This window comes from Bacteroides sp. 51, from assembly GCF_010500965.1.
Taxonomy (GTDB): Bacteria; Bacteroidota; Bacteroidia; order Bacteroidales; family Bacteroidaceae; genus Bacteroides.
Window position 1 is genome coordinate 131,295 of record NZ_QVMI01000003.1, and the last position, 18,924, is coordinate 150,218.

Sequence of the window (18,924 nt, forward strand, 5' to 3'; positions counted from 1 at the left end):
TTTAATATATATGACTTTATCATTTCATATCGAATATCGCACTAATTGGGGAGAGGAAGTTAGAGTACTGGGTTCGGTACCTGAGCTGGGGAATAACGACCCTGCACAAGCCACCCCACTACGTACAGTAGATGGCATTCATTGGTCTGTAGAGAGAGAAATACAAATACCGGAAAACAAAACAATCGAATACAACTACTACATCTACCGCGATGGACAGCCTGTACGCGAAGAGTGGAAGAGCTTTTCGCGCCACATCTACTTATCCGGGAACAGTAAGAAAAGATACCGGACGTTCGACTGCTGGAAAAACATTCCCGAGCAACAACAGTTCTATAGTTCTGCTTTTACCGAATCGTTATTGGTACATCCACATAAGGAAGAAGCACCCAAAGGGTTTAAGAAAGGATTGATGATTAAGGCTTACGCTCCACGTATCAGTGAAGATTATTGCCTGGCCATTTCGGGTAATCAGAAAATACTGGGCAATTGGGATGCCGGGAAAGCCTGGCAAATGAGCGATGTTGCTTTCCCCGAATGGCAAGCCGAGTTGGATGCTTCCAAATTAGTTTTTCCTTTAGAATATAAGTTCGTTCTATTCAACAAAAGAACCGGAAAGGCAGAAGCATGGGAGGACAACCCGAATCGCTATCTATCTAATCCACAGATAGAAGAAAACGAAACTTACATCATATCCGACAGGTATGTGTACTTCAATCTGCTGGCATGGAAAGGCAGTGGAGTTGCCATCCCTATATTCTCATTGCGTTCGGAAACCAGCTTTGGTATCGGAGACTTTGGTGACTTAAAGAAAATGGTAGACTGGGCTATCAACACCAATCAAAAGTTCATCCAGATCTTACCGATCAATGACACAACGATCACCCATACCTGGACCGACTCCTACCCTTACAACAGTATTTCTATTTACGCGTTCCATCCGCTTTATATGGACATGAGTAAAATCGGAAAGATTAAAGATAAGGAGAAACTGGCCGAGTTTTCTGATAAGCAGAAAGAGCTGAATGCACTTTCTACCGTAAACTATGAAGCTGTCGATCAGGCTAAATGGGAATATTTCCAACTCATATTCGCACAAGAAGGTAACAAAGTGCTGGCATCAGATGCTTTCCGCCTATTCTTCGAATCCAATAAAGAGTGGTTGCAGCCTTATGCAGCTTTCAGTTATTTACGTGACATTTACCAGACAGCAAACTTCAGGGAATGGCCGGTACACTCTGTATATAGTCATAAGGAAATTGATTTGTTATGTCAACCCGGCAGTGCTCACTATGATCAGATTGCTATTTATTACTATATACAGTTCAACCTGCATTTGCAATTATTGGAGGCGACGACTTACGCCCGCGAGCATGGTGTGGTCCTGAAAGGTGATATTCCGATTGGTATCAGCAGAAACAGTGTGGAAGCATGGATAGAACCCTATTATTTCAACCTGGATGGACAAGCAGGTGCCCCACCCGATGACTTCTCTGTTAATGGTCAAAACTGGGGATTCCCAACGTACAACTGGGATGTTATGGAAAAAGACGGATATAAATGGTGGATGAAGCGCTTCCATAAAATGTCGGAGTACTTCGATGCTTATCGTATCGACCACATCCTTGGTTTCTTCCGTATCTGGCAAATCCCAATGGATGCCGTGCATGGGCTATTGGGGCAATTTGTGCCTGCACTGCCCATGAGCCGCGAAGAAATTGAAGGCTACGGACTGCCTTTCCGTGAAGAGGTGTTCCTGACTCCTTATATCCACGAATCATTTCTTCAACAAATATTCGGACCACACACCGAATATGTAAAAGAAACATTTATTGAGCCAACAGATGCCTGGGAAATATATTGTATGCGTCCGGAGTTCGACACTCAACGAAAGGTTGAAGCGTTTTTTGCCGGAAAAACGGATACGGATAGCATCTGGGTTCGCGATGGGTTATATGCTTTGATTAGTAATGTTCTTTTTGTCAGAGATCATAAAGACCCGGAAAGATTCCACCCACGTATCAGTGTGCAGCATGATTTTATCTACCGGGCTTTGTCCGATTGGGAGAAAGATGTATTCAACCGCTTGTATGATCAATACTATTATCATCGCCATAACGATTTCTGGTATCAGCAAGCCATGAAGAAACTGCCTCAGCTAACGCAGTCTACACGCATGTTGGTATGTGGCGAGGACCTGGGGATGATTCCTAATAGCGTAGCTACGGCAATGAACGATTTGCGCATCTTAAGTCTGGAGGTTCAGCGAATGCCAAAGAATTCGGCACACGAGTTTGGTGTACTCAACGAATACCCGTATCGTTCAGTATGTACAATTTCTACTCACGATATGTCTACACTTCGTGGCTGGTGGGAGGAGGACTATCTGCAGATACAACGATATTATAACCAGATGTTAGGGCATTACGGAACCGCTCCGGCAGTGGCAACTCCCGAAGTTTGCGAAGAAGTAGTACGCAATCATTTATACAGCAACTCGATGTTGTGCATTCTTGCTCTTCAGGATTGGATGTCTATAGATAGCAAATGGAGGAATCCTAATGTGCAGGAAGAACGAATTAATATTCCGGCAAATCCGAAACATTACTGGAGATACCGGATGCACCTGACGCTTGAGCAACTGATGAAAGCAGATAGCCTGAATGAGAAGATAAAAAGGCTTATAATGAGCGCTGGAAGGGGTGCGGAAAAATAATTATCAGCAAACAATAAAAAAAAGGTCTTTTTCTCTCTTTTTGAGTTCGAAAAGGGCCTTTTATCATTTATTGATTGTATCTTTGCAACAAACTTAAGATGCTAAAGGACAGGCGTAGAAATGAATGATGGAAAACGTATAGAGTTCGTCGACCTCACAAAAGGAATCTGTATTATACTTGTTGTTATGTCTCATATCGGAGGGCCATTCGAAAGGATGGACAGCCATAACATTATTGCATCATTCAGAATGCCTCTTTACTTCTTTATCTCGGGTATTTTCTTCAAATCCTACGAGGGTTTTTGGGGATTCTTCATCCGCAAGATCAATAAACTGATCATTCCTTTTACATTTTTCTATGTAGGTGCATTCATGGCCAAATATATTATTTGGAAAGTCATACCGGGAGCCTTTCAACTACCGGTAGAATGGAGCGACCTACTCATCATTTTCCATAAGCACGACCTGATTGATTTCAATCCGCCGATTTGGTTCCTGGTCGCTTTATTTAATTGTAATATCATATTCTACCTCGTCCACTCTCTGCGTGATAAACATCTGCCGCTGATGTTCCTGGTCTCACTGCTCATCGGGGTCACGGGCTTTACACTTGGGAAATTACGTATAGAGCTTCCGTTATACATTGATGTTGCAATGACGGCATTACCGTTCTATGTTGCCGGATTCTGGATCAGACGTTATAACTTCTTCCTTATGCCGCACCGGTTCGATAAATTAATCCCCGGATTTGTAGCCGTAGCTGTTCTTGCGATGTACTTCATCGCGTCTAAGATTGGTATGCGTACCAATAGTTATGAAGGTAATATCTTCCAGGTATATGGTGCTGCATTTGCAGGAATTTTTGCAATTATGCTTATCGGCAAACGGTTTAAGAAGGCACCAATCATTTCATATCTGGGGCGATATTCGGTTATCACGCTGGGGGTACATGCATTTATCCTCCATTTCTGTTGGAAATTCTTTGGCAAATTCATTCATAATGAATGGGCGTTGGCTATCACTATATTGATTGTGGTTTTAGGAGTATCGCTGGCATTAACTCCATTCATCGTAAAGATCATGCCACAGTTTGTTGCACAGAAAGACTTTTTCTCTACGGAGAAGTTGGCCAACGGGAAAAATAAAAATAAAGGAAAAGACAATCTTCCTGAAGAGGAGGGCACAAAAGAAAAAGAAAACACCATAGAAGAAAAACAATAATGGAATCTTACATCTACCTGAACCAGGTATCTATATATGCCTACCACGGAGTATCGCCACAAGAAACCAGAGTGGGCAATACTTTCTTAATTGATCTGAAGCTGAAAACCGATATAAGTCAGGCCATAGAGAGCGATGACATTACCCACACCGTAAGCTACGCCGATATTTACCGGCTGTTGACGGAAGAAATGGCCGTTCCATCCAAACTATTGGAACATGTTGCCGGCAGAATTGTACGGAGAATCTTTCAGGACTTTCCTACCATTGAAACTGTTACCATTAAACTTTCCAAGCAAAACCCTCCTATGGGAGCAGATATAGCTTTCGCAGGTGTTGAACTTACAGCAAACCGATAGCCAGATGCAGCAATAGTTTTGCAACGCTACTGCAAAGGTTTCTCAGTGATGTTCAGAAAGTTTCTCAGTGATGCTCAGAAAGTTTCTCAGTGACGCTGAGAAGGTTTTGCAGTAATGTTTCAACGGTTTTATTAGTAAGTTCAATATAAGAAATGAAATAAAGGGATGTATCTGTAAGGCTGAAAGCCTGTCGGATTTAGCCTGGGGTCAGCGAACGAAGTGAGTGCAGCCCCAGGATGGCAACGGGTCTCAATAAGGAACTCTGAAAGAGTGATATACAAAGAGATTAAGATTATATGCCGTTCTTGCAGAACTCATTGCCTGCGGTGGCTCACCGCCCTGGGGCTGCGCTCGTTCCTCGCTGACCCCAGGCTAAATCCGACAGGCTTTCAGCCTTACAGATAGATTAGAAAGCTGATTTCTTATATCAAACTCACGTTAGTTAGCTTTTCTTCTTTCTTCTCTTATTCACAGACTCCACGGCTTCTTGTACGACAGGTTTGTTTTCAAACCGTTTAGCATAGCTGGAGTAGTCCGGCCGAATCGGGACGTATTCCGGATCAAGAAACAGAGGACTGGATATGATATGGTCGGCCGTTGACCGGTTACAACAGAATACGATGTTCTCAACACCAGCAAGGCGGGTCAAGGCTTTAACATCCGTGTCATGGGGTTGCAGGGTCATAGGATCGGTAAAGAAAAACAAATAGTCTATCTGCCCATCTACAATACGGGAACCGATTTGCTGGTCGCCACCAAGCGGACCGGATTTGAGAATCGTGAAATCCCATTCTACTTCGGGGTGTTTTTCCTTCAAGGCTTCCAGAATCAATGTACCCGTAGTGCCGGTACAATAGAATTTATGCCCCATTAATACGTCCGAGTTCCAAACCACCCATTCGATCATATCTTTCTTCATAGCATCGTGTGCTACGAGCCCTATCTTACGAGTTAACTTCTTCATGCGTTGTTATCCTTTAGTTGAACAATAGTTGCGAAAAGGCTCTCTTCCCTTTCACATAAAACTGTACCAATATACAGCTTTTAATCTGTTCGGGAATGGATTTGACAATTGTTTTTTCCAGATTCTCCGAACGATTACTTGAAAAATCTTTCCTAATGGCATGATATTCCCTACGTGCACGGAGCACTGCTCTAGCGTTAGGAAACTGTCCTTTCAGGAAGAACTGAAAAGCAGCCAAATAATCCAGGAAGCACCGCACACGCATAATACGCAACAAATCGGCATCGGGAGTATTCTTGTAAAGCATTACAAGATTGTTACGAAAGTTAAGGAAAGTCTTCCGGGGGTTCTCTTTTTTCAATGTCGCCCCTCCTACATGGTACACCAGACTTTGAGGAATGCAAACAATACCACGCCCCCGGGCGCGCAACCTCCAGCAAAGATCAATCTCTTCCATGTGAGCAAAAAAGCGCCCATCCAAACCGCCGGCAGAACGGAAATCGGCCGAACGAATAAAAAGCGCTGCACCTGTAGCCCAAAATACAGGAATGATCGCATCGTATTGACCATTATCTTTCTCGACAGCGCCCATCATACGCCCCCGGCAAAAAGGATAACCATAAACATCGAGGAAACCGCCGGCGGCACCTGCATATTCAAAGTAGTCTTTTGTGTGCCAACTACGAATTTTCGGTTGGCAAGCAGCAACTTCCGGATGAGCATCCATATAGCCGATTAAAGGCATCAACCACGACTGTGTAACCTCAACATCGGAATTAAGCAGAACAAAATACTCGGCTTCTATTTCCTTTAAAGCCAGATTGTAGCCATCTGCAAAACCATGATTCGTTTCCAGACAGATTAACCGGACAGCAGGAAATTGCTCATGCAACATAGCGACCGAATCATCTGTAGACCCATTATCGGCCACATAAACAGCCACATCATCTGCACTTGAATACTCCACAACGGAGGGCAGGAAACGCCGGAGCATCTCACACCCATTCCAATTCAATATGACAATAGCAACCTTAACCATTGCAATTCTTATGATATAATCGTTCCGAGAAGCGATGTTTTATCTTCATTGAAATCGCCCAACCGTACAGTTACGATCTGATTATCCAACGCCTCATCGTTTCCTACCTCAACACGGATATAATTTTCAGTAAACCCATGCATAGGGGTGCCCGGTTTAGATTTCTCCATCAATACCTTTACCGACTTTCCGATGTGACGGGCATAAAAATCTACCGTTTTCTCATCCGAAAGCTGCAACAAACGCTGGCTACGCTTGTGTTTCTCTTCCGGCGAAACCGCATGATCTATTTTCAAAGCCTGCGTTCCCGGCCGCTCGGAATAACTAAAGACGTGCAACTGGGTAGCATCAACACCAGCAATAAACTGACATGCCTGTTCGAAAAGTTCATCCGTTTCCCCTCGTGTACCCACAATTACATCTACCCCGATAAAGGCATGGGGCATCACTTCTTTGATCTTTTTAATCTTCGAGGCAAAAAGGGAAGTATCATATTTTCTGCGCATCAGCCTCAAAACCTCATCACTACCCGACTGAAGTGGAATATGGAAATGAGGCATAAATCGTTTCGACCGGCCAACGAATTCAATAATTTCATCCGTCAGCAGGTTGGGTTCTATCGAAGAGATGCGATAACGGTGTATACCTTCCACTTCATCAAGCGCTTTCACCAGATCAAAGAATGTTTCGTCGGTAGATTTACCGAAATCTCCGATATTAACTCCTGTCAGCACAATCTCCTTTCCTCCTTCGGCAGCGGCATCACGCGCTTGTTGAACCAAAGACTCAATCGTTCCATTCCGGCTCCGCCCCCTGGCAAAAGGAATGGTACAATAGGAACAATAATAGTCACAACCATCCTGCACTTTCAGGAAGAAGCGGGTACGATCACCCCGCGAGCACGAAGGAGAAAACGAACGGATATCTTTTAAGGCAGAAGTATACGCCTCTCCCCCATCCTTTTTTTGTAAATCGCCCAGATATTGCAATAAATCCTTCTTCTGCTCTGCGCCCAACACCACATCAACACCATCAATCTTCGCAATATTCTCTGGCTTCAATTGTGCATAACACCCGGTTACAACAACAAAAGCTCCGGGATGTTGCTTCACCATACGATGTATGGCTTGCCGGCACTTCTTGTCGGCCATCTCGGTTACGGAACAGGTATTAATCACACAAATATCGGCCTGCTCGCCTTTACGGGCCGTGCGAACCCCCGCTTCCCGCAACGTCTTCCCAATAGTAGATGTTTCCGAAAAGTTCAGTTTGCAGCCCAAAGTATAGTAAACGGCAGTTTTATCTTGAAAAACAGTAGTATCTATCATAATTCATCGCGCTCAAATGCCCGGCAAAGTTACACTTTTTAAAGCTGAAAGTTGAAAGTTGAAAGTTGAAAGTTGCAATACTATACAGATTCTAACTATTAACTGCTTAATACTAAACCCTTTTTTGTATTTTTGCACGAATAAACAATAAATGTGCAATGATAAAAGAGAATTTCATCAAACTATACGAAAGCAGTTTCCGCGAAAACTGGGAGCTTCCCTGTTATACGGATTATGGTGAAGATACGACATATACATACGGACAAGTAGCCGAAGAAATAGCTAAACTACACTTGCTTTTCAAGCATTGCAGCCTCCGCCGTGGAGATAAGATCGCAGTGATCGGCAAGAACAACGCCCGGTGGTGCATCGCCTATATGGCCACCATAACATACGGGGCAATCATCGTACCTATTCTCCAGGACTTTAACCCCAACGACGTACACCATATCGTTAATCATTCCGAATCGGTTTTCCTTTTCACCAGCGATACCATCTGGGACAATCTGGAAGAAGAGAAAATGCTGGGAATCCGTGGTGTGTTTTCCCTGACAGACTTCCGCTGCCTGCATCAACGCGACGGAGAAACGGTTCAGAAGTTCATCAAATACATTGACCGGGAAATGGAAGAAGTATACCCTGATGGATTCGGTGTAGAAGACATCCAATACACCACGCTCTCCAATGATAAGGTAATGCTATTGAACTACACCTCGGGAACTACAGGTTTCAGTAAAGGGGTTATGCTCACCGGAAATAATCTCGCCGGGAATGTCACCTTCGGAATCCGGACGGAATTACTAAAGAAAGGGTACAAAGTCCTGTCATTCTTACCTCTGGCGCATGCCTATGGGTGTGCCTTTGACTTTCTCACCGCAACCGCCGTAGGCACGCATGTAACTTTATTGGGTAAAACGCCATCGCCCAAAATCATTATGAAGGCGTTTGAAGAAGTCAAACCCAACCTGATCATTACCGTACCGCTTGTTATTGAGAAAATATACAAAAACGTGATCCAACCGCTGATCAACAAAAGAGGAATGAAATGGGCACTCAATATTCCATTGCTCGACAACCAGATCTACGGACAAATCCGCAAGAAGCTGATCGAAGCACTGGGAGGACGTTTCAAAGAAGTTATTATTGGCGGAGCCGCCATGAATCCCGAAGTAGAGGAGTTCTTCTACCGGATAAAGTTCCCATTCACTATCGGCTATGGCATGACCGAATGTGCTCCCCTGATCAGCTATGCTCCCTGGAATGAGTTCGTACCGACATCATCCGGAAAAGTCCTGGACATCATGGAAGCCAGAATATACAAAGAATATCCGGAAGCCGTTGTCGGCGAAATCCAGGTAAGAGGCGAGAATGTCATGACAGGCTATTACAAAAATAAAGAAGCAACCGATGAGGTATTCACCGAAGATGGCTGGTTACGCACAGGCGACCTCGGCACGATGGATGAGAATGGCAATATATTCATTCGCGGCCGGAGCAAAACAATGATCCTTGGACCAAGCGGGCAGAACATCTTCCCCGAAGAAATCGAAGCGAAATTAAGCAACTTGCCGTTCATCATGGAGAGCCTTGTCATTGAAAGAGGTAAGAAACTGGTTGCCTTGGTTTATGCCGATTATGAAGCATTGGACTCTCTGGGATTGAACACTCCCGAGAACGTAAAAACAATAATGGATGAGAATCTGAAAAACCTGAATCATAGTGTTGCAGCTTACGAAAAGGTTAGCCAGATCCAACTATACCCAACAGAGTTCGAGAAAACTCCCAAGAAGAGCATAAAACGGTATTTATACAACAGCATCGCAGAGGAATAAAACAAGAGAGCAAATAGCATTAATTTCCTTTTTTATTGAAACAAATACCTTTTTTATAAAATAATTGCATTTTCAAGAACAAGGTATTGAAAAAGTACATAAATTTGCATCGTTTTATTAAGCACTAGATTGTATTATAGATTTAAAAGCAAAAGAAAATGAAAAAATTAGTATTTATGTTCGTTGCTATCGCTGCTATGTCTCTGGCATCTTGCGGTAACAAAAAGGCTGATGCAGAAAAAGCTACTGCTGATTCTATCCGCATCGCCGATTCTATCGCAGCTGTAGAAGCTGTTGCTGCTGCTGAAGCAGAGGCTGCTGCTGACACTATTGTAGTAGTTGAAGAAGAAGTAGTTGTAGCTGAATAAGCCGAACTAACTAATCTGAGAGAATTGAAAGTCTGTCGTGCTAAAGCACTCCAGACTTTTTTTATGCACTTATAGCAGTTAAATAGAATCAAGAAAAAAGTTGGTTGCTAATTATTGTATAGTTACTATGTGGTTGGGATGCCCTAGGCATTCCAATGATTTGCCTAGGGCATTTCACTAGGATGGCACCGACCTTTTTTAGAAATAAAATAAAGAGAAATTTTACTAGTCCACCTAATTTTCTGCTGATCCTAAATATCACCATATAGAAAGAAAAAAGACCGGCCCTTTGGCTGGTCTTTTTTCTTTCTATATGGTGTTGATAACTGATTACTCAGCAACAACTTCAAATGGAATTTCAACAGAAACTTCTTTGTGAAGTTTTACAACTGCTTTATAAGCTCCAACTTCTTTCACTGCGTCTTTTACAACAATAGTCTTTCTGTCGATGTCGAAACCCTTTTTCGTCAATTCTTCAGCAATCTGAATGTTACCAACAGAGCCAAAAATAGTACCGGTTGAACTAACTTTAGTTGCAATAGTTAAAGTTACACCTTCCAACTTAGCAGCCACTGCTTCTGCATCTTTCTTGATTTTCTCAAGTTTGTGTGCACGTTGCTTCAAGTCTTCAGCCAACATTTTCTTTGCAGAAGGAGATGCGATAACCGCTTTTCCTGTAGGGATCAGATAATTACGTCCATAACCAGATTTAACTGTTACGATATCGTTCTTATAACCCAAGTTTATTATGTCTTCTTTCAATATAATTTCCATACTTTTCCTCCTTCTATTATTTCATCATGTCGGTTACGAATGGGAGTAACGCCAAGTGACGCGCTCTTTTAACAGCCTGAGCAATTCTGCGTTGGAACTTCAAAGAAGTACCTGTGATACGACGAGGAAGGATCTTTCCTTGTTCGTTCAAGAATTTCTTCAGGAATTCGGGATCTTTGTAGTCGATATACTTGATTCCGCTCTTTTTGAAACGGCAGTATTTTTTCTTCTTTACATCTACTGATGGGGGAGTCAAATATCTGATTTCCGATTGATTTTGCTGTGCCATGATTAGTTTTCCTCCTTTTTAGTTGATTTCACATTTCTTCTTTTCGCTGCGTATTCAGCAGCATACTTATCCATTCTGAAGGTCAGGAAACGGATCACACGTTCGTCACGACGGAAGTTCAATTCCAGCTTTTCGATTGTTTCAGGATTAGCTTTGAACTCTACCAACTGATAAAATCCAGTTGATTTCTTTTGAATTGGGTAAGCCAGTTTCTTCAAGCCCCAGTTCTCTTCATTGATAATTTCAGCACCTTCTTCTTTAAGAATACCAGTGAACTTTTCTACCGCTTCCTTCATCTGTACATCAGACAAAACGGGAGTCAAAATGAAAACGGTTTCGTATTGATTCATACTTGATTAATTAAAAAATGATTTAATTTTTAATATTTGCGAGCGCAAAGGTAGAGATTTTATCCGTAAACACCAAATGAATTGAGAATGGAAAATGGAAAACAGATAATTAATTGTTGAAAATATATAAGAAGACGGCATTTAATCCATTGTTTACTTAAACAAACTTATACGGGTTTGAATTCTCAATTCTCCATTTCCAATTCTCAATTTAAAGAAGTAACTTTGTCTAGTTGTTTAAGCAATAATTTCATGATAGAGCAATTTGACTTTGACATTAAGCTGATCTTCGCCATACTGAATGGAAAAGTTTCGGCGGCAATTAATAGAAAACTATATCGTAACTTCAGGCAGAACGGGTTGGAAATCACTCCGGAACAGTGGACTGTCTTAATCTTTTTGTGGGAAAAAGACGGAGTTACCCAGCAAGAGTTGTGCAATGCAACTTTTAAAGACAAACCCAGCATGACGCGCCTTATCGACAATATGGAACGCCAGCACCTGGTGGTTCGCATATCCGACAAGGCGGATCGTAGAACCAACCTCATCCATCTGACCAAAACCGGGAAGGATATGGAAGAGAAAGCACGAGCTATTTCCACTCAAACACTTAAGGAAGCACTGAACAATGTAACTCTTGAAGAACTACGCGTAAGTCAGGATGTACTACGAAAAATATTCTTCAATACCAAAGATTGAGTATCTATTTGATTCAGAATGTGCTCCTTGCATTAACTATTTAGATTGATTAATGTTTTTTTTGCAGAAATAATTTTCCTCGTTAAATAATTATGCTTTAATTTGCGAGTAGGAATATAATAACTATTTAAAATACACACAAATGAAAGGTTTATTAAAGAATCTGGGAATACTACTCATTCTAGCTGGTGCTATTACACTGATAGCTTGTGCATTCACAGGCAATGTAAATAACAACTCTATCTTAGGTGGTTCGGTTGTTGCAGTAGTTGTTGGTTTGATTACTTATATTATTATCAATAAAAGAATCACCGATTAAGGTTCCCTTAGAAAACATCACGAAATAAAAAGGAGAAGTCTATAAAAGGCTTCTCCTTTTTGTATTCAAATATCACAAACGTAGTCGGGGTGAGGCCGTAAAACCTTAAGAAATAAATAAAACAGTATCTAACCCACTCCTCATAATCCTTCTGAACTGTTCATCATCCTCAGCAGTTCCATAACCTTTAGGATGATAAAACGTAAGAGCTTAAATATTGAGGGATTTCTCGATAGTAGCCCACATGTGCCGCGCCGCATGCATACTTATCGTTTTATCTATCCCCGCCAGAATGGAAAGCTCTTTCATCCGGTTGTTCTGCGTACGCAGGACAGTTTCATAGTGAACATATGAAGGTTTGTCCAGTTGGCGAATAAGGGGAAATACATAGGGCGAATCCGAAGCTTCATCGGCAAAACTATCGATAATGGATTGCATCGGAGTTATAATCCGTATATCAATCTGCTGGTCGGTCTTTTTGCAGGAATATCGGATAAAGTTACCCTGGATATCCGACTTCTTCAGGTAGGCCAGGTCCACGAAGCACATCCCCCGTGCATACAAACAGAAGCTAAAATAGCGCTGGGTATCCCACAGGTTTTTAAAGTAAGCATATTCACGGCTACCGGGTGGCTTGCCACGCAGGAGGTCCTCAAAATCAATATTGAGCAGCTGGCGGATTTCATCCATGGAAGGCGCCTGCACCACCGTTTTTACCACTCCGGTAAACACATCCGCAAATGGGTTCTCTTCATTGCGAGCGATAATCAGCTTTTCCTGTACGGCTTTGTTATAGATTGCCTGCAGGTTGCGCATATAGTAGGATATGGTATTCAGCATCCGCCCCTCATTTTTCAGATAGCTCTCAAAGTCTTTGATCAGGCGGGCATTGATTCCGGTCAAGGGAATATCGCTCTTCTTGAGAAAGGAGAACAAACCATGGGTTACCGTACGGTAAGAACGCGCCGCACGGATCTGACCACGTGACATCAGGGTGTTAGCCAAAGTTTCGACATACTCCTGCAAGGAACTTTCATCATGCTCCGGCTGAAGGAGCCCCAACAGGTTGTCGAGCGAATAGCGTCCTTTGCTTTCGAGCGATAGGATAAGACCGTTTATTAAACTTTTTTCATCGTTAATCCTGGAAATAACAGCTCTCAGGTAAATGGCCCGACTGGGATTATCGGAGGGAATCAGGATACTGTGTGTGTCCTGATCCCATTCATCGGACATAATACGACAACCTTTTAATGTGATTGTTTTTACTTTCCGTTCATGAATCAAACGCAAGGATAAACTGCCCGCATGTCGCCCTTTCCGGGCGGAAGGGCGATAAACTAATGTGATACTTGCCATAGATCTTTTGTTTTTAAGTTTATGCAAAATTACTACATTAGAATAACAAAAGACAAAAAAAAGTAAGACAATTATTATCGGATTCTCTTTTTACTTTCGAAAGAATCAACAATCGCTTGTTTGATTTTGACAACAGTTCTACATCGAAATGGCACAATAACGCCCTAAAAGCCACCCTGACTCTCATTAGAGAAGGTGCTGGCAAATACATAGAATTAGTAAATTTGCACAACACAACACATCGAGGTACTATATCCGGTTTCTATATTTATGAGGTTTCTTACGCTGACGCCACTCTGCTTAGCTACATCTTTCCGGATTAACCGGATTTGCTCTACTCTGACCTTATAGAGGTAGTTGCCAATGAGTTGCTTCATATCCAACGCCCGGACTCTATATTTATTACCCGCAATTATCAAATACAAAAGTAACATAAGCAAGAACATACAGGTTTGTAGAATCCTGCAAATGCATTATGGCAAAGATTTGCAGCAGATTACAAATAAAAGAAGAGGCCATTTAAGTGATTAAACAGCCTCTCATTCTATATATTACTCTCACTTAAGAACAGCGCAGCGCGGCTTGCAGCCACTGGCAGCGGCACCTTGCCGCTATTCGGTTTCCGGAGTGATGAGTTTGTATCCTTTGCCGTGGATGTTGATGATCTCGATTGTTGGATCGGCTTTCAGGTGCTTACGTAGTTTGGTGATGTATACGTCCATACTACGGGCATTGAAATAGTTATCATCAATCCAAATTGTTTTCAAAGCGAAATCGCGTTGCAGGATTTCGTTTGCATGAGCACAGAGTAAAGCCAACAGTTCAGACTCCTTAGTTGTCAGTTTCGTACTTTCGCCATCAATAGAAAGAATCTGCTTCTGGGTATCGAACGTAAACTTACCAATGCGGTAAATGCTGCTTTCTTTATTCTTCTTCCCTTTCGTACGACGGAGGATCGCTTCAATTCTGAAGGTCAACTCTTCCATACTGAACGGTTTAGTAATATAATCGTCGGCTCCGATTTTAAAGCCTTCCAATATATCATCCTTCAATGTTTTTGCAGTTAAAAATATGATTGGAATATCCGCATTTACAGCACGTACTTCCTGCGCCAATGTAAATCCGTCTTTTTTAGGCATCATCACATCAAACAAGCATAAATCATATTTATTTTTCAAAAAAGCCTTGTATCCAGCTTCGCCATCCGAAAACAGTTCGGCAGTATACCCTTTAGCCTGCAAGTATTCTCTTAAAAGCATGCCAAGATTCTCATCATCTTCGCACATCAAAATACGCAATTTTTCTTCCATATTCTCAGTTTTTTAGTAAAGGTAATGCAATTATAAATTTAGTTCCTACATTCAAGTCACTCTCCACGCGGATTGTTCCTTTATGATCATGAATTATTTTCTTCACATAAGCTAATCCCAATCCGAATCCTTTCACATCATGAAGATTACCCGTATGTACCCGATAGAACTTATCAAAGATCTTTTTCAGGTTTTCTTTCTTAATACCGATTCCGTTATCCTGTATGGATATCATCAGTTTGCCCGGTTCGTTCCATGTCTTGATATCAAGTACCAGATCATCTTCCGGTTTCTTATATTTCACCGCGTTATCCATCAGGTTGAATATCACATTGGTAATATGCATCTCATCCACGAAAATAATCGGGTCGGTAGCATCCAAACTGGAGGTAATCTTTCCGTTATACCGTTCCACCTTCAATGTAAAGGTGTTGATTACTCCAGTAATCATTTCGTTGGCGTCGATCTCTTTCATCTTCAGAATAGCCCTTTGTTTATCGAACATGGACATCTGAAGCACCTTCTCAACCTGGAACCGCAAGCGCTTCGTTTCATCATTAATCACTCCCGAAATATGTTGGAACATCTGTGGAGATTTCCCTACAGCTGGGTCTTTCAACATCTGCGCAGCCAGTGATATGGTCGATATCGGTGTTTTAAACTCATGCGTCATATTATTGATAAAGTCATTCTTCATTTCCGTAAGCTTCTTCTGGCGGAAGATGATGTAAATCGTAAATATGAACGTAATGAGCAATACAAAAGTGAACACCATGGAAGGTATCATAAAACTCACCGAATCAAAGATTAAATCTCTCTTTGCCGGAAAGTGTACCTTCACCATACTCATTCGTGCTGGTGGATCATTCTGGAAAAGAATCTGACTATATGAGCTTTCGCTTCCTTTGTCTTCATAATCCGAACAACGATACACCTCACGCCCGTTTTTATCTATAACCGTAAAGTGATACGGTATGTTTATTCCATTGTTTACAAACTCCGACTTGAGATGGTTGTCTAGCTTCTTAAAATCAATTCGTTCCTCCAGCGGCCTGTCACTAGCCCGGCGTAACATTTGCCAAACCACCTCGTCGAGCAAATAACGTTGGTATTGAAAGCGGTTCTTTATCGCTTCCGTCAGATTTTTCGAGGTCTGCGGAATCGTATTCTTTCCCGTGATCCTCACTTTCGAAAGCGTAGAAGGCTTAGTTGTTATCGTTTTCAGTTCAAACGCAGTTATTGACCCATCAGGGGCAATAGAATATTGTTTAGTCTGCTGAATGATATCTTCACTAGCCGATGACTGCGCTAAAGCCCTGGCTTCCGTTTCATTTACGTCATTAATAAGCCATTGCCTCGTCTCCTCAAGCTCCATATACTTCGAAACCTGATATAAGCTTCGTTGTACGGAATCATCAAATCGTTCGTTACGCATCTTCACCATTTCCTCAATGTAACTTACCTGCAAATAAAGCAAGCTGAGGAAGGAAAGTCCCATAACAACACCCAAAATCCAAATCGTTGACTTTTTCATACCAACAAAATTAACACTCCCTAATTAACACTCCTAACATATTAACCTGATTTAACCGAGGTTTTTCTTTAATTAACCGAAAGTGCAATTTTCATTCCGCTTTTTAGTAGTTACAACAAAATATAATGCCTTTTGGTTTGCAAATTTAATAAAAAATTAAAGATTTCTTAAAGAAGCATTTGGTTTATACACCTTATTGAAATAAAAACCGCCATTCCTTCTATTACGAAGGAACAGCGGCTTACATATCTCAGCTACAGATAGTTACTCTTCTGTCTGTTTGGCTTCAAATTCCTTGATTAATTTGTCCTGAACATCGGTTGGCACGAGTTCGTAACTTGCGAATTTCATAATGAACGAAGCACGTCCACCAGTCAACGAACTCAATGCAGTTGAATAGGAAGACATTTCTTTCAATGGAACTTTAGCTACCAGTTTCTCGAATCCTTTTTCACTGCTCATACCCATAATCATGGCACGACGCCCCTGAAGATCACCCATTACATCACCCATCTTGTCGGATGGAACGAACACTTCAACATCGTATATAGGTTCCAGGATCTTAGGTCCGGCATTCTTAAATGCTTCACTGAATGCATTACGTCCGGCAAGCATAAATGAGATTTCATTAGAGTCAACCGGGTGCATCTTTCCATCGTATACAATCACCCGTACATCACGTGCATAAGAACCGGTCAATGGCCCTTGTTCCATGCGTGCCATTACACCTTTCATAATAGCGGGTAAGAAGCGTGTATCAATGGAACCACCCACAATACTATTTACAAATACCAGTTTACCGCCCCAATCCAGTGTAACTTCTTCCGTTCCTTTCACGTTCATTTTGAACTCTTGTCCGTTGAATTTATATGTATCAGGAACGGGCATACCTTCTTTATAAGGCTCCACGATCAGATGCACCTCACCAAACTGTCCGGCACCACCCGACTGTTTTTTATGGCGATAGTCTGCACGTGCTGCCTTAGTGATCGTTTCACGATAAGGGATGCGTGGTTCTTCAAACTTAACTGGCAATTTCTCGTTGGTTTCCAGACGCCATTTCAATGTACGCAAGTGGAATTCTCCCTGGCCATGTACAATGGTTTGGCGTAATTCTTTCGATTGTTCAATCACCCATGTCGGATCTTCTTCGTGCATACGATTAAGAGCAACCATCATCTTTTCTACATCCGCTTCATTGTCTGGTTTGATGGCACGTGAGTATCTTGAGTTCGGATACTTGATAAAATCGTACTTATAATCACAGTCTTTTCCATCCAACGTATTGCCGGTCTTCACATCTTTCAGTTTCACTGCCGCGCCAATGTCACCTGCTTCCAATCTTTCGATCTTCGTACGGTTACCGCCTGCCACGACATAAAGCTGAGCCATACGTTCTTTCGAGCCCCGGTCGGCATTCACCAAATCGTCGCCTTCTTTTACCGCTCCACTCATTACTTTGAAATAGGAAACCTCACCAATGTGTGGTTCAACACTTGTTTTGAAGAAATAAAGTGATGTCGGCCCTTTAGGGTCCGGAGCCACTTCTTGTCCGGCGGTGTCCATCACCTTCGGCATATCTGATACGAAAGGTACTACATTGCCCAGGAATTCCATCAAACGGCGTACCCCCATATCTTTTCCTGCGCATACACAGAAAACCGGGAACATACCGCGTGCAACCAATCCTTTGCGGATACCTTCGCGCATTTCGTCTTCGGTTAGTGAGTCTTGTTCGAAGAATTTCTCCATCAGTTCTTCGTCATTCTCAGCTGCTGCTTCTACCAATGCTTTATGCATTTCCATGGCTTTATCCATTTCTTCGGCAGGAACATCTTCGATAATCGGAGCGCCACCTTCGGGCTTCCAGGAGTATTTTTTCATCAACAACACGTCAATCAGTGCGTTGAAATCCGGTCCGGTTTTAATCGGATATTGAATAGGAACTACTTTTGAGCCATATGCTTCTTTGAGTTGTTCCAGTATATTGTCATAATCGCATTTATCATTATCAAGTTGGTTCACCAGGAAGATGACCGGTTTACCAAATTTTTCTGTATATCGGAAGTGATTTTGTGTACCAACCTCTACGCCGTATTGGCCATTGAGAAGAATGATTGCTGTGTCGGTTACATTTAAAGCTGTTACTGTACCTCCTATAAAGTCGTCCGCACCCGGGCAATCTATTATATTCAGTTTCTTGTTATTCCATTCTACATTCAGAACTGTCGAAAATACAGAGTATCCATACTCTTGCTCTACCGGAAAATAGTCGCTAACAGTGTTTTTTGCAGCAATTGTTCCGCGACGTTTTATAACACCACTCTCGAAGAGCATAGCTTCTACGAGAGTGGTTTTCCCAGAGCCAGAACTTCCCAACAGGGCGATGTTCTTAATTTCGTTTGTTTGATATACTTTCATAATATTTAGGGTTTAAATGATACAATCAGTATGCTTTCACATACC

General features: G+C 42.1%; 17 protein-coding genes and 1 pseudogene. 7 read left to right on the forward strand and 11 right to left on the reverse strand.

Translation table 11 applies throughout. The features are described 5' to 3' along the window. The first annotated feature begins 10 nt into the window (after window positions 1-10). The 3 genes and pseudogenes from D0T87_RS04025 to folB all read left to right on the forward strand — a co-directional run bounded on the left by D0T87_RS04025 (window position 11) and on the right by folB (window position 4,296). A complete protein-coding gene (locus tag D0T87_RS04025; protein ID WP_163173020.1) occupies window positions 11-2,716 on the forward strand; it encodes a 4-alpha-glucanotransferase in 2,706 nt (901 codons plus the stop codon). Between the two features lie 120 nt (window positions 2,717-2,836). Further along, window positions 2,837-3,841, forward strand: a pseudogene (locus tag D0T87_RS04030) (acyltransferase family protein); the annotation flags it as partial. A 95-nt stretch (window positions 3,842-3,936) separates the two neighbouring features. Continuing rightward, the gene (gene folB, locus D0T87_RS04035; RefSeq protein WP_163173024.1) at window positions 3,937-4,296 is read left to right on the forward strand and encodes a dihydroneopterin aldolase; all 360 of its coding nucleotides are present in this window, start codon (window positions 3,937-3,939) and stop codon (window positions 4,294-4,296) included. A 442-nt stretch (window positions 4,297-4,738) separates the two neighbouring features. Here the strand turns inward: folB and D0T87_RS04040 are convergent, their stop codons facing one another. From D0T87_RS04040 to mtaB, 3 genes are read right to left on the reverse strand one after another with little or no spacing between them, the layout of a single operon-like run. Then, complete coding sequence (locus D0T87_RS04040) at window positions 4,739-5,260, reverse strand: methylglyoxal synthase (RefSeq protein ID WP_163173026.1); 522 nt, start codon at window positions 5,258-5,260, stop codon at window positions 4,739-4,741. Window positions 5,261-5,273: 13 nt separating this feature from the next. Further along, on the reverse strand, window positions 5,274-6,299 hold the full coding sequence (locus tag D0T87_RS04045) for a glycosyltransferase family 2 protein (protein ID WP_163173028.1): 1,026 nt from the start codon (window positions 6,297-6,299) through the stop codon (window positions 5,274-5,276). An 8-nt stretch (window positions 6,300-6,307) separates the two neighbouring features. Beyond that, window positions 6,308-7,627 carry a tRNA (N(6)-L-threonylcarbamoyladenosine(37)-C(2))-methylthiotransferase MtaB gene (gene mtaB / locus D0T87_RS04050; RefSeq protein WP_163173030.1) on the reverse strand — a complete coding sequence of 440 codons (1,320 nt, stop codon included), beginning with the start codon at window positions 7,625-7,627 and terminating at the stop codon, window positions 6,308-6,310. A gap of 158 nt (window positions 7,628-7,785) precedes the next feature. On the opposite strand from mtaB, the gene D0T87_RS04055 reads away from it, so the two are divergent. Both D0T87_RS04055 and D0T87_RS04060 read left to right on the forward strand, forming a co-directional pair. After that, complete coding sequence (locus D0T87_RS04055; RefSeq protein WP_163173032.1) at window positions 7,786-9,459, forward strand: long-chain fatty acid--CoA ligase; 1,674 nt, start codon at window positions 7,786-7,788, stop codon at window positions 9,457-9,459. A 158-nt stretch (window positions 9,460-9,617) separates the two neighbouring features. After that, entirely contained in the window at window positions 9,618-9,827 is a 210-nt protein-coding gene (locus D0T87_RS04060) for a hypothetical protein (RefSeq protein WP_163173034.1), read from the forward strand. A gap of 330 nt (window positions 9,828-10,157) precedes the next feature. Here D0T87_RS04060 and rplI read toward each other — a convergent pair whose 3' ends face one another. Genes rplI through rpsF form a run of 3 tightly spaced genes read right to left on the reverse strand, consistent with a single transcriptional unit; the run spans window position 10,158 to window position 11,240 of the window. After that, window positions 10,158-10,601, reverse strand: a complete 444-nt coding sequence (gene rplI, locus D0T87_RS04065) for a 50S ribosomal protein L9 (RefSeq protein ID WP_163173036.1) — start codon at window positions 10,599-10,601, stop codon at window positions 10,158-10,160. 16 nt (window positions 10,602-10,617) lie between these two features. Next, window positions 10,618-10,890, reverse strand: a complete 273-nt coding sequence (rpsR, locus tag D0T87_RS04070; RefSeq protein WP_122125219.1) for a 30S ribosomal protein S18 — start codon at window positions 10,888-10,890, stop codon at window positions 10,618-10,620. A gap of 2 nt (window positions 10,891-10,892) precedes the next feature. After that, window positions 10,893-11,240: a 30S ribosomal protein S6 gene (gene rpsF, locus D0T87_RS04075; RefSeq protein ID WP_163173038.1), complete on the reverse strand. Its 348-nt coding sequence runs from the start codon at window positions 11,238-11,240 to the stop codon at window positions 10,893-10,895. Window positions 11,241-11,492: 252 nt separating this feature from the next. Here rpsF and D0T87_RS04080 point away from each other — a divergent pair, with 252 nt between their 5' ends. Together D0T87_RS04080 and D0T87_RS24150 are read left to right on the forward strand one after the other, a co-directional pair. Next, window positions 11,493-11,939 (forward strand): MarR family winged helix-turn-helix transcriptional regulator, encoded by a 447-nt coding sequence (locus D0T87_RS04080; RefSeq protein ID WP_163173040.1) that lies wholly within the window; start codon window positions 11,493-11,495, stop codon window positions 11,937-11,939. 142 nt (window positions 11,940-12,081) lie between these two features. After that, window positions 12,082-12,258: a hypothetical protein gene (locus D0T87_RS24150; RefSeq protein ID WP_203558606.1), complete on the forward strand. Its 177-nt coding sequence runs from the start codon at window positions 12,082-12,084 to the stop codon at window positions 12,256-12,258. Between the two features lie 210 nt (window positions 12,259-12,468). On the opposite strand, the gene D0T87_RS04085 is transcribed toward D0T87_RS24150, so the two are convergent. From D0T87_RS04085 to D0T87_RS04100, 5 genes are all read right to left on the reverse strand, one after another. Then, window positions 12,469-13,614 carry a site-specific integrase gene (locus D0T87_RS04085; RefSeq protein ID WP_163173042.1) on the reverse strand — a complete coding sequence of 382 codons (1,146 nt, stop codon included), beginning with the start codon at window positions 13,612-13,614 and terminating at the stop codon, window positions 12,469-12,471. Between the two features lie 215 nt (window positions 13,615-13,829). Then, on the reverse strand, window positions 13,830-13,991 hold the full coding sequence (locus tag D0T87_RS24155; RefSeq protein ID WP_203558607.1) for a hypothetical protein: 162 nt from the start codon (window positions 13,989-13,991) through the stop codon (window positions 13,830-13,832). A 234-nt stretch (window positions 13,992-14,225) separates the two neighbouring features. Next, window positions 14,226-14,924, reverse strand: coding sequence for a response regulator transcription factor (locus tag D0T87_RS04090; RefSeq protein WP_163173044.1), 699 nt, complete (start codon window positions 14,922-14,924; stop codon window positions 14,226-14,228). Between the two features lie 4 nt (window positions 14,925-14,928). Then, window positions 14,929-16,458, reverse strand: coding sequence for a sensor histidine kinase KdpD (locus D0T87_RS04095; protein ID WP_163173046.1), 1,530 nt, complete (start codon window positions 16,456-16,458; stop codon window positions 14,929-14,931). A gap of 264 nt (window positions 16,459-16,722) precedes the next feature. After that, window positions 16,723-18,879 carry a translation factor GTPase family protein gene (locus D0T87_RS04100; protein WP_163173048.1) on the reverse strand — a complete coding sequence of 719 codons (2,157 nt, stop codon included), beginning with the start codon at window positions 18,877-18,879 and terminating at the stop codon, window positions 16,723-16,725. Between the last annotated feature and the right edge of the window lie 45 nt (window positions 18,880-18,924).

Excerpts from the sequence above, each read along its gene's own strand:
- rpsF (WP_163173038.1), bottom strand. The coding sequence starts at position 11,240 with ATGAATCAATACGAAACCGTTTTCATTTTGACTCCCGTTTTGTCTGAT.
- D0T87_RS04090 (WP_163173044.1), bottom strand. The coding sequence starts at position 14,924 with ATGGAAGAAAAATTGCGTATTTTGATGTGCGAAGATGATGAGAATCTT.
- D0T87_RS04060 (WP_163173034.1), top strand. The coding sequence starts at position 9,618 with ATGAAAAAATTAGTATTTATGTTCGTTGCTATCGCTGCTATGTCTCTG.
- D0T87_RS04080 (WP_163173040.1), top strand. The coding sequence starts at position 11,493 with ATGATAGAGCAATTTGACTTTGACATTAAGCTGATCTTCGCCATACTG.
- mtaB (WP_163173030.1), bottom strand. The coding sequence starts at position 7,627 with ATGATAGATACTACTGTTTTTCAAGATAAAACTGCCGTTTACTATACT.
- D0T87_RS04040 (WP_163173026.1), bottom strand. The coding sequence starts at position 5,260 with ATGAAGAAGTTAACTCGTAAGATAGGGCTCGTAGCACACGATGCTATG.
- D0T87_RS04095 (WP_163173046.1), bottom strand. The coding sequence starts at position 16,458 with ATGAAAAAGTCAACGATTTGGATTTTGGGTGTTGTTATGGGACTTTCC.
- D0T87_RS04025 (WP_163173020.1), top strand. The coding sequence starts at position 11 with ATGACTTTATCATTTCATATCGAATATCGCACTAATTGGGGAGAGGAA.
- D0T87_RS04055 (WP_163173032.1), top strand. The coding sequence starts at position 7,786 with ATGATAAAAGAGAATTTCATCAAACTATACGAAAGCAGTTTCCGCGAA.
- D0T87_RS04100 (WP_163173048.1), bottom strand. The coding sequence starts at position 18,879 with ATGAAAGTATATCAAACAAACGAAATTAAGAACATCGCCCTGTTGGGA.
- folB (WP_163173024.1), top strand. The coding sequence starts at position 3,937 with ATGGAATCTTACATCTACCTGAACCAGGTATCTATATATGCCTACCAC.
- D0T87_RS04085 (WP_163173042.1), bottom strand. The coding sequence starts at position 13,614 with ATGGCAAGTATCACATTAGTTTATCGCCCTTCCGCCCGGAAAGGGCGA.
- D0T87_RS24150 (WP_203558606.1), top strand. The coding sequence starts at position 12,082 with ATGAAAGGTTTATTAAAGAATCTGGGAATACTACTCATTCTAGCTGGT.
- rplI (WP_163173036.1), bottom strand. The coding sequence starts at position 10,601 with ATGGAAATTATATTGAAAGAAGACATAATAAACTTGGGTTATAAGAAC.
- D0T87_RS24155 (WP_203558607.1), bottom strand. The coding sequence starts at position 13,991 with ATGAAGCAACTCATTGGCAACTACCTCTATAAGGTCAGAGTAGAGCAA.
- D0T87_RS04045 (WP_163173028.1), bottom strand. The coding sequence starts at position 6,299 with ATGGTTAAGGTTGCTATTGTCATATTGAATTGGAATGGGTGTGAGATG.
- rpsR (WP_122125219.1), bottom strand. The coding sequence starts at position 10,890 with ATGGCACAGCAAAATCAATCGGAAATCAGATATTTGACTCCCCCATCA.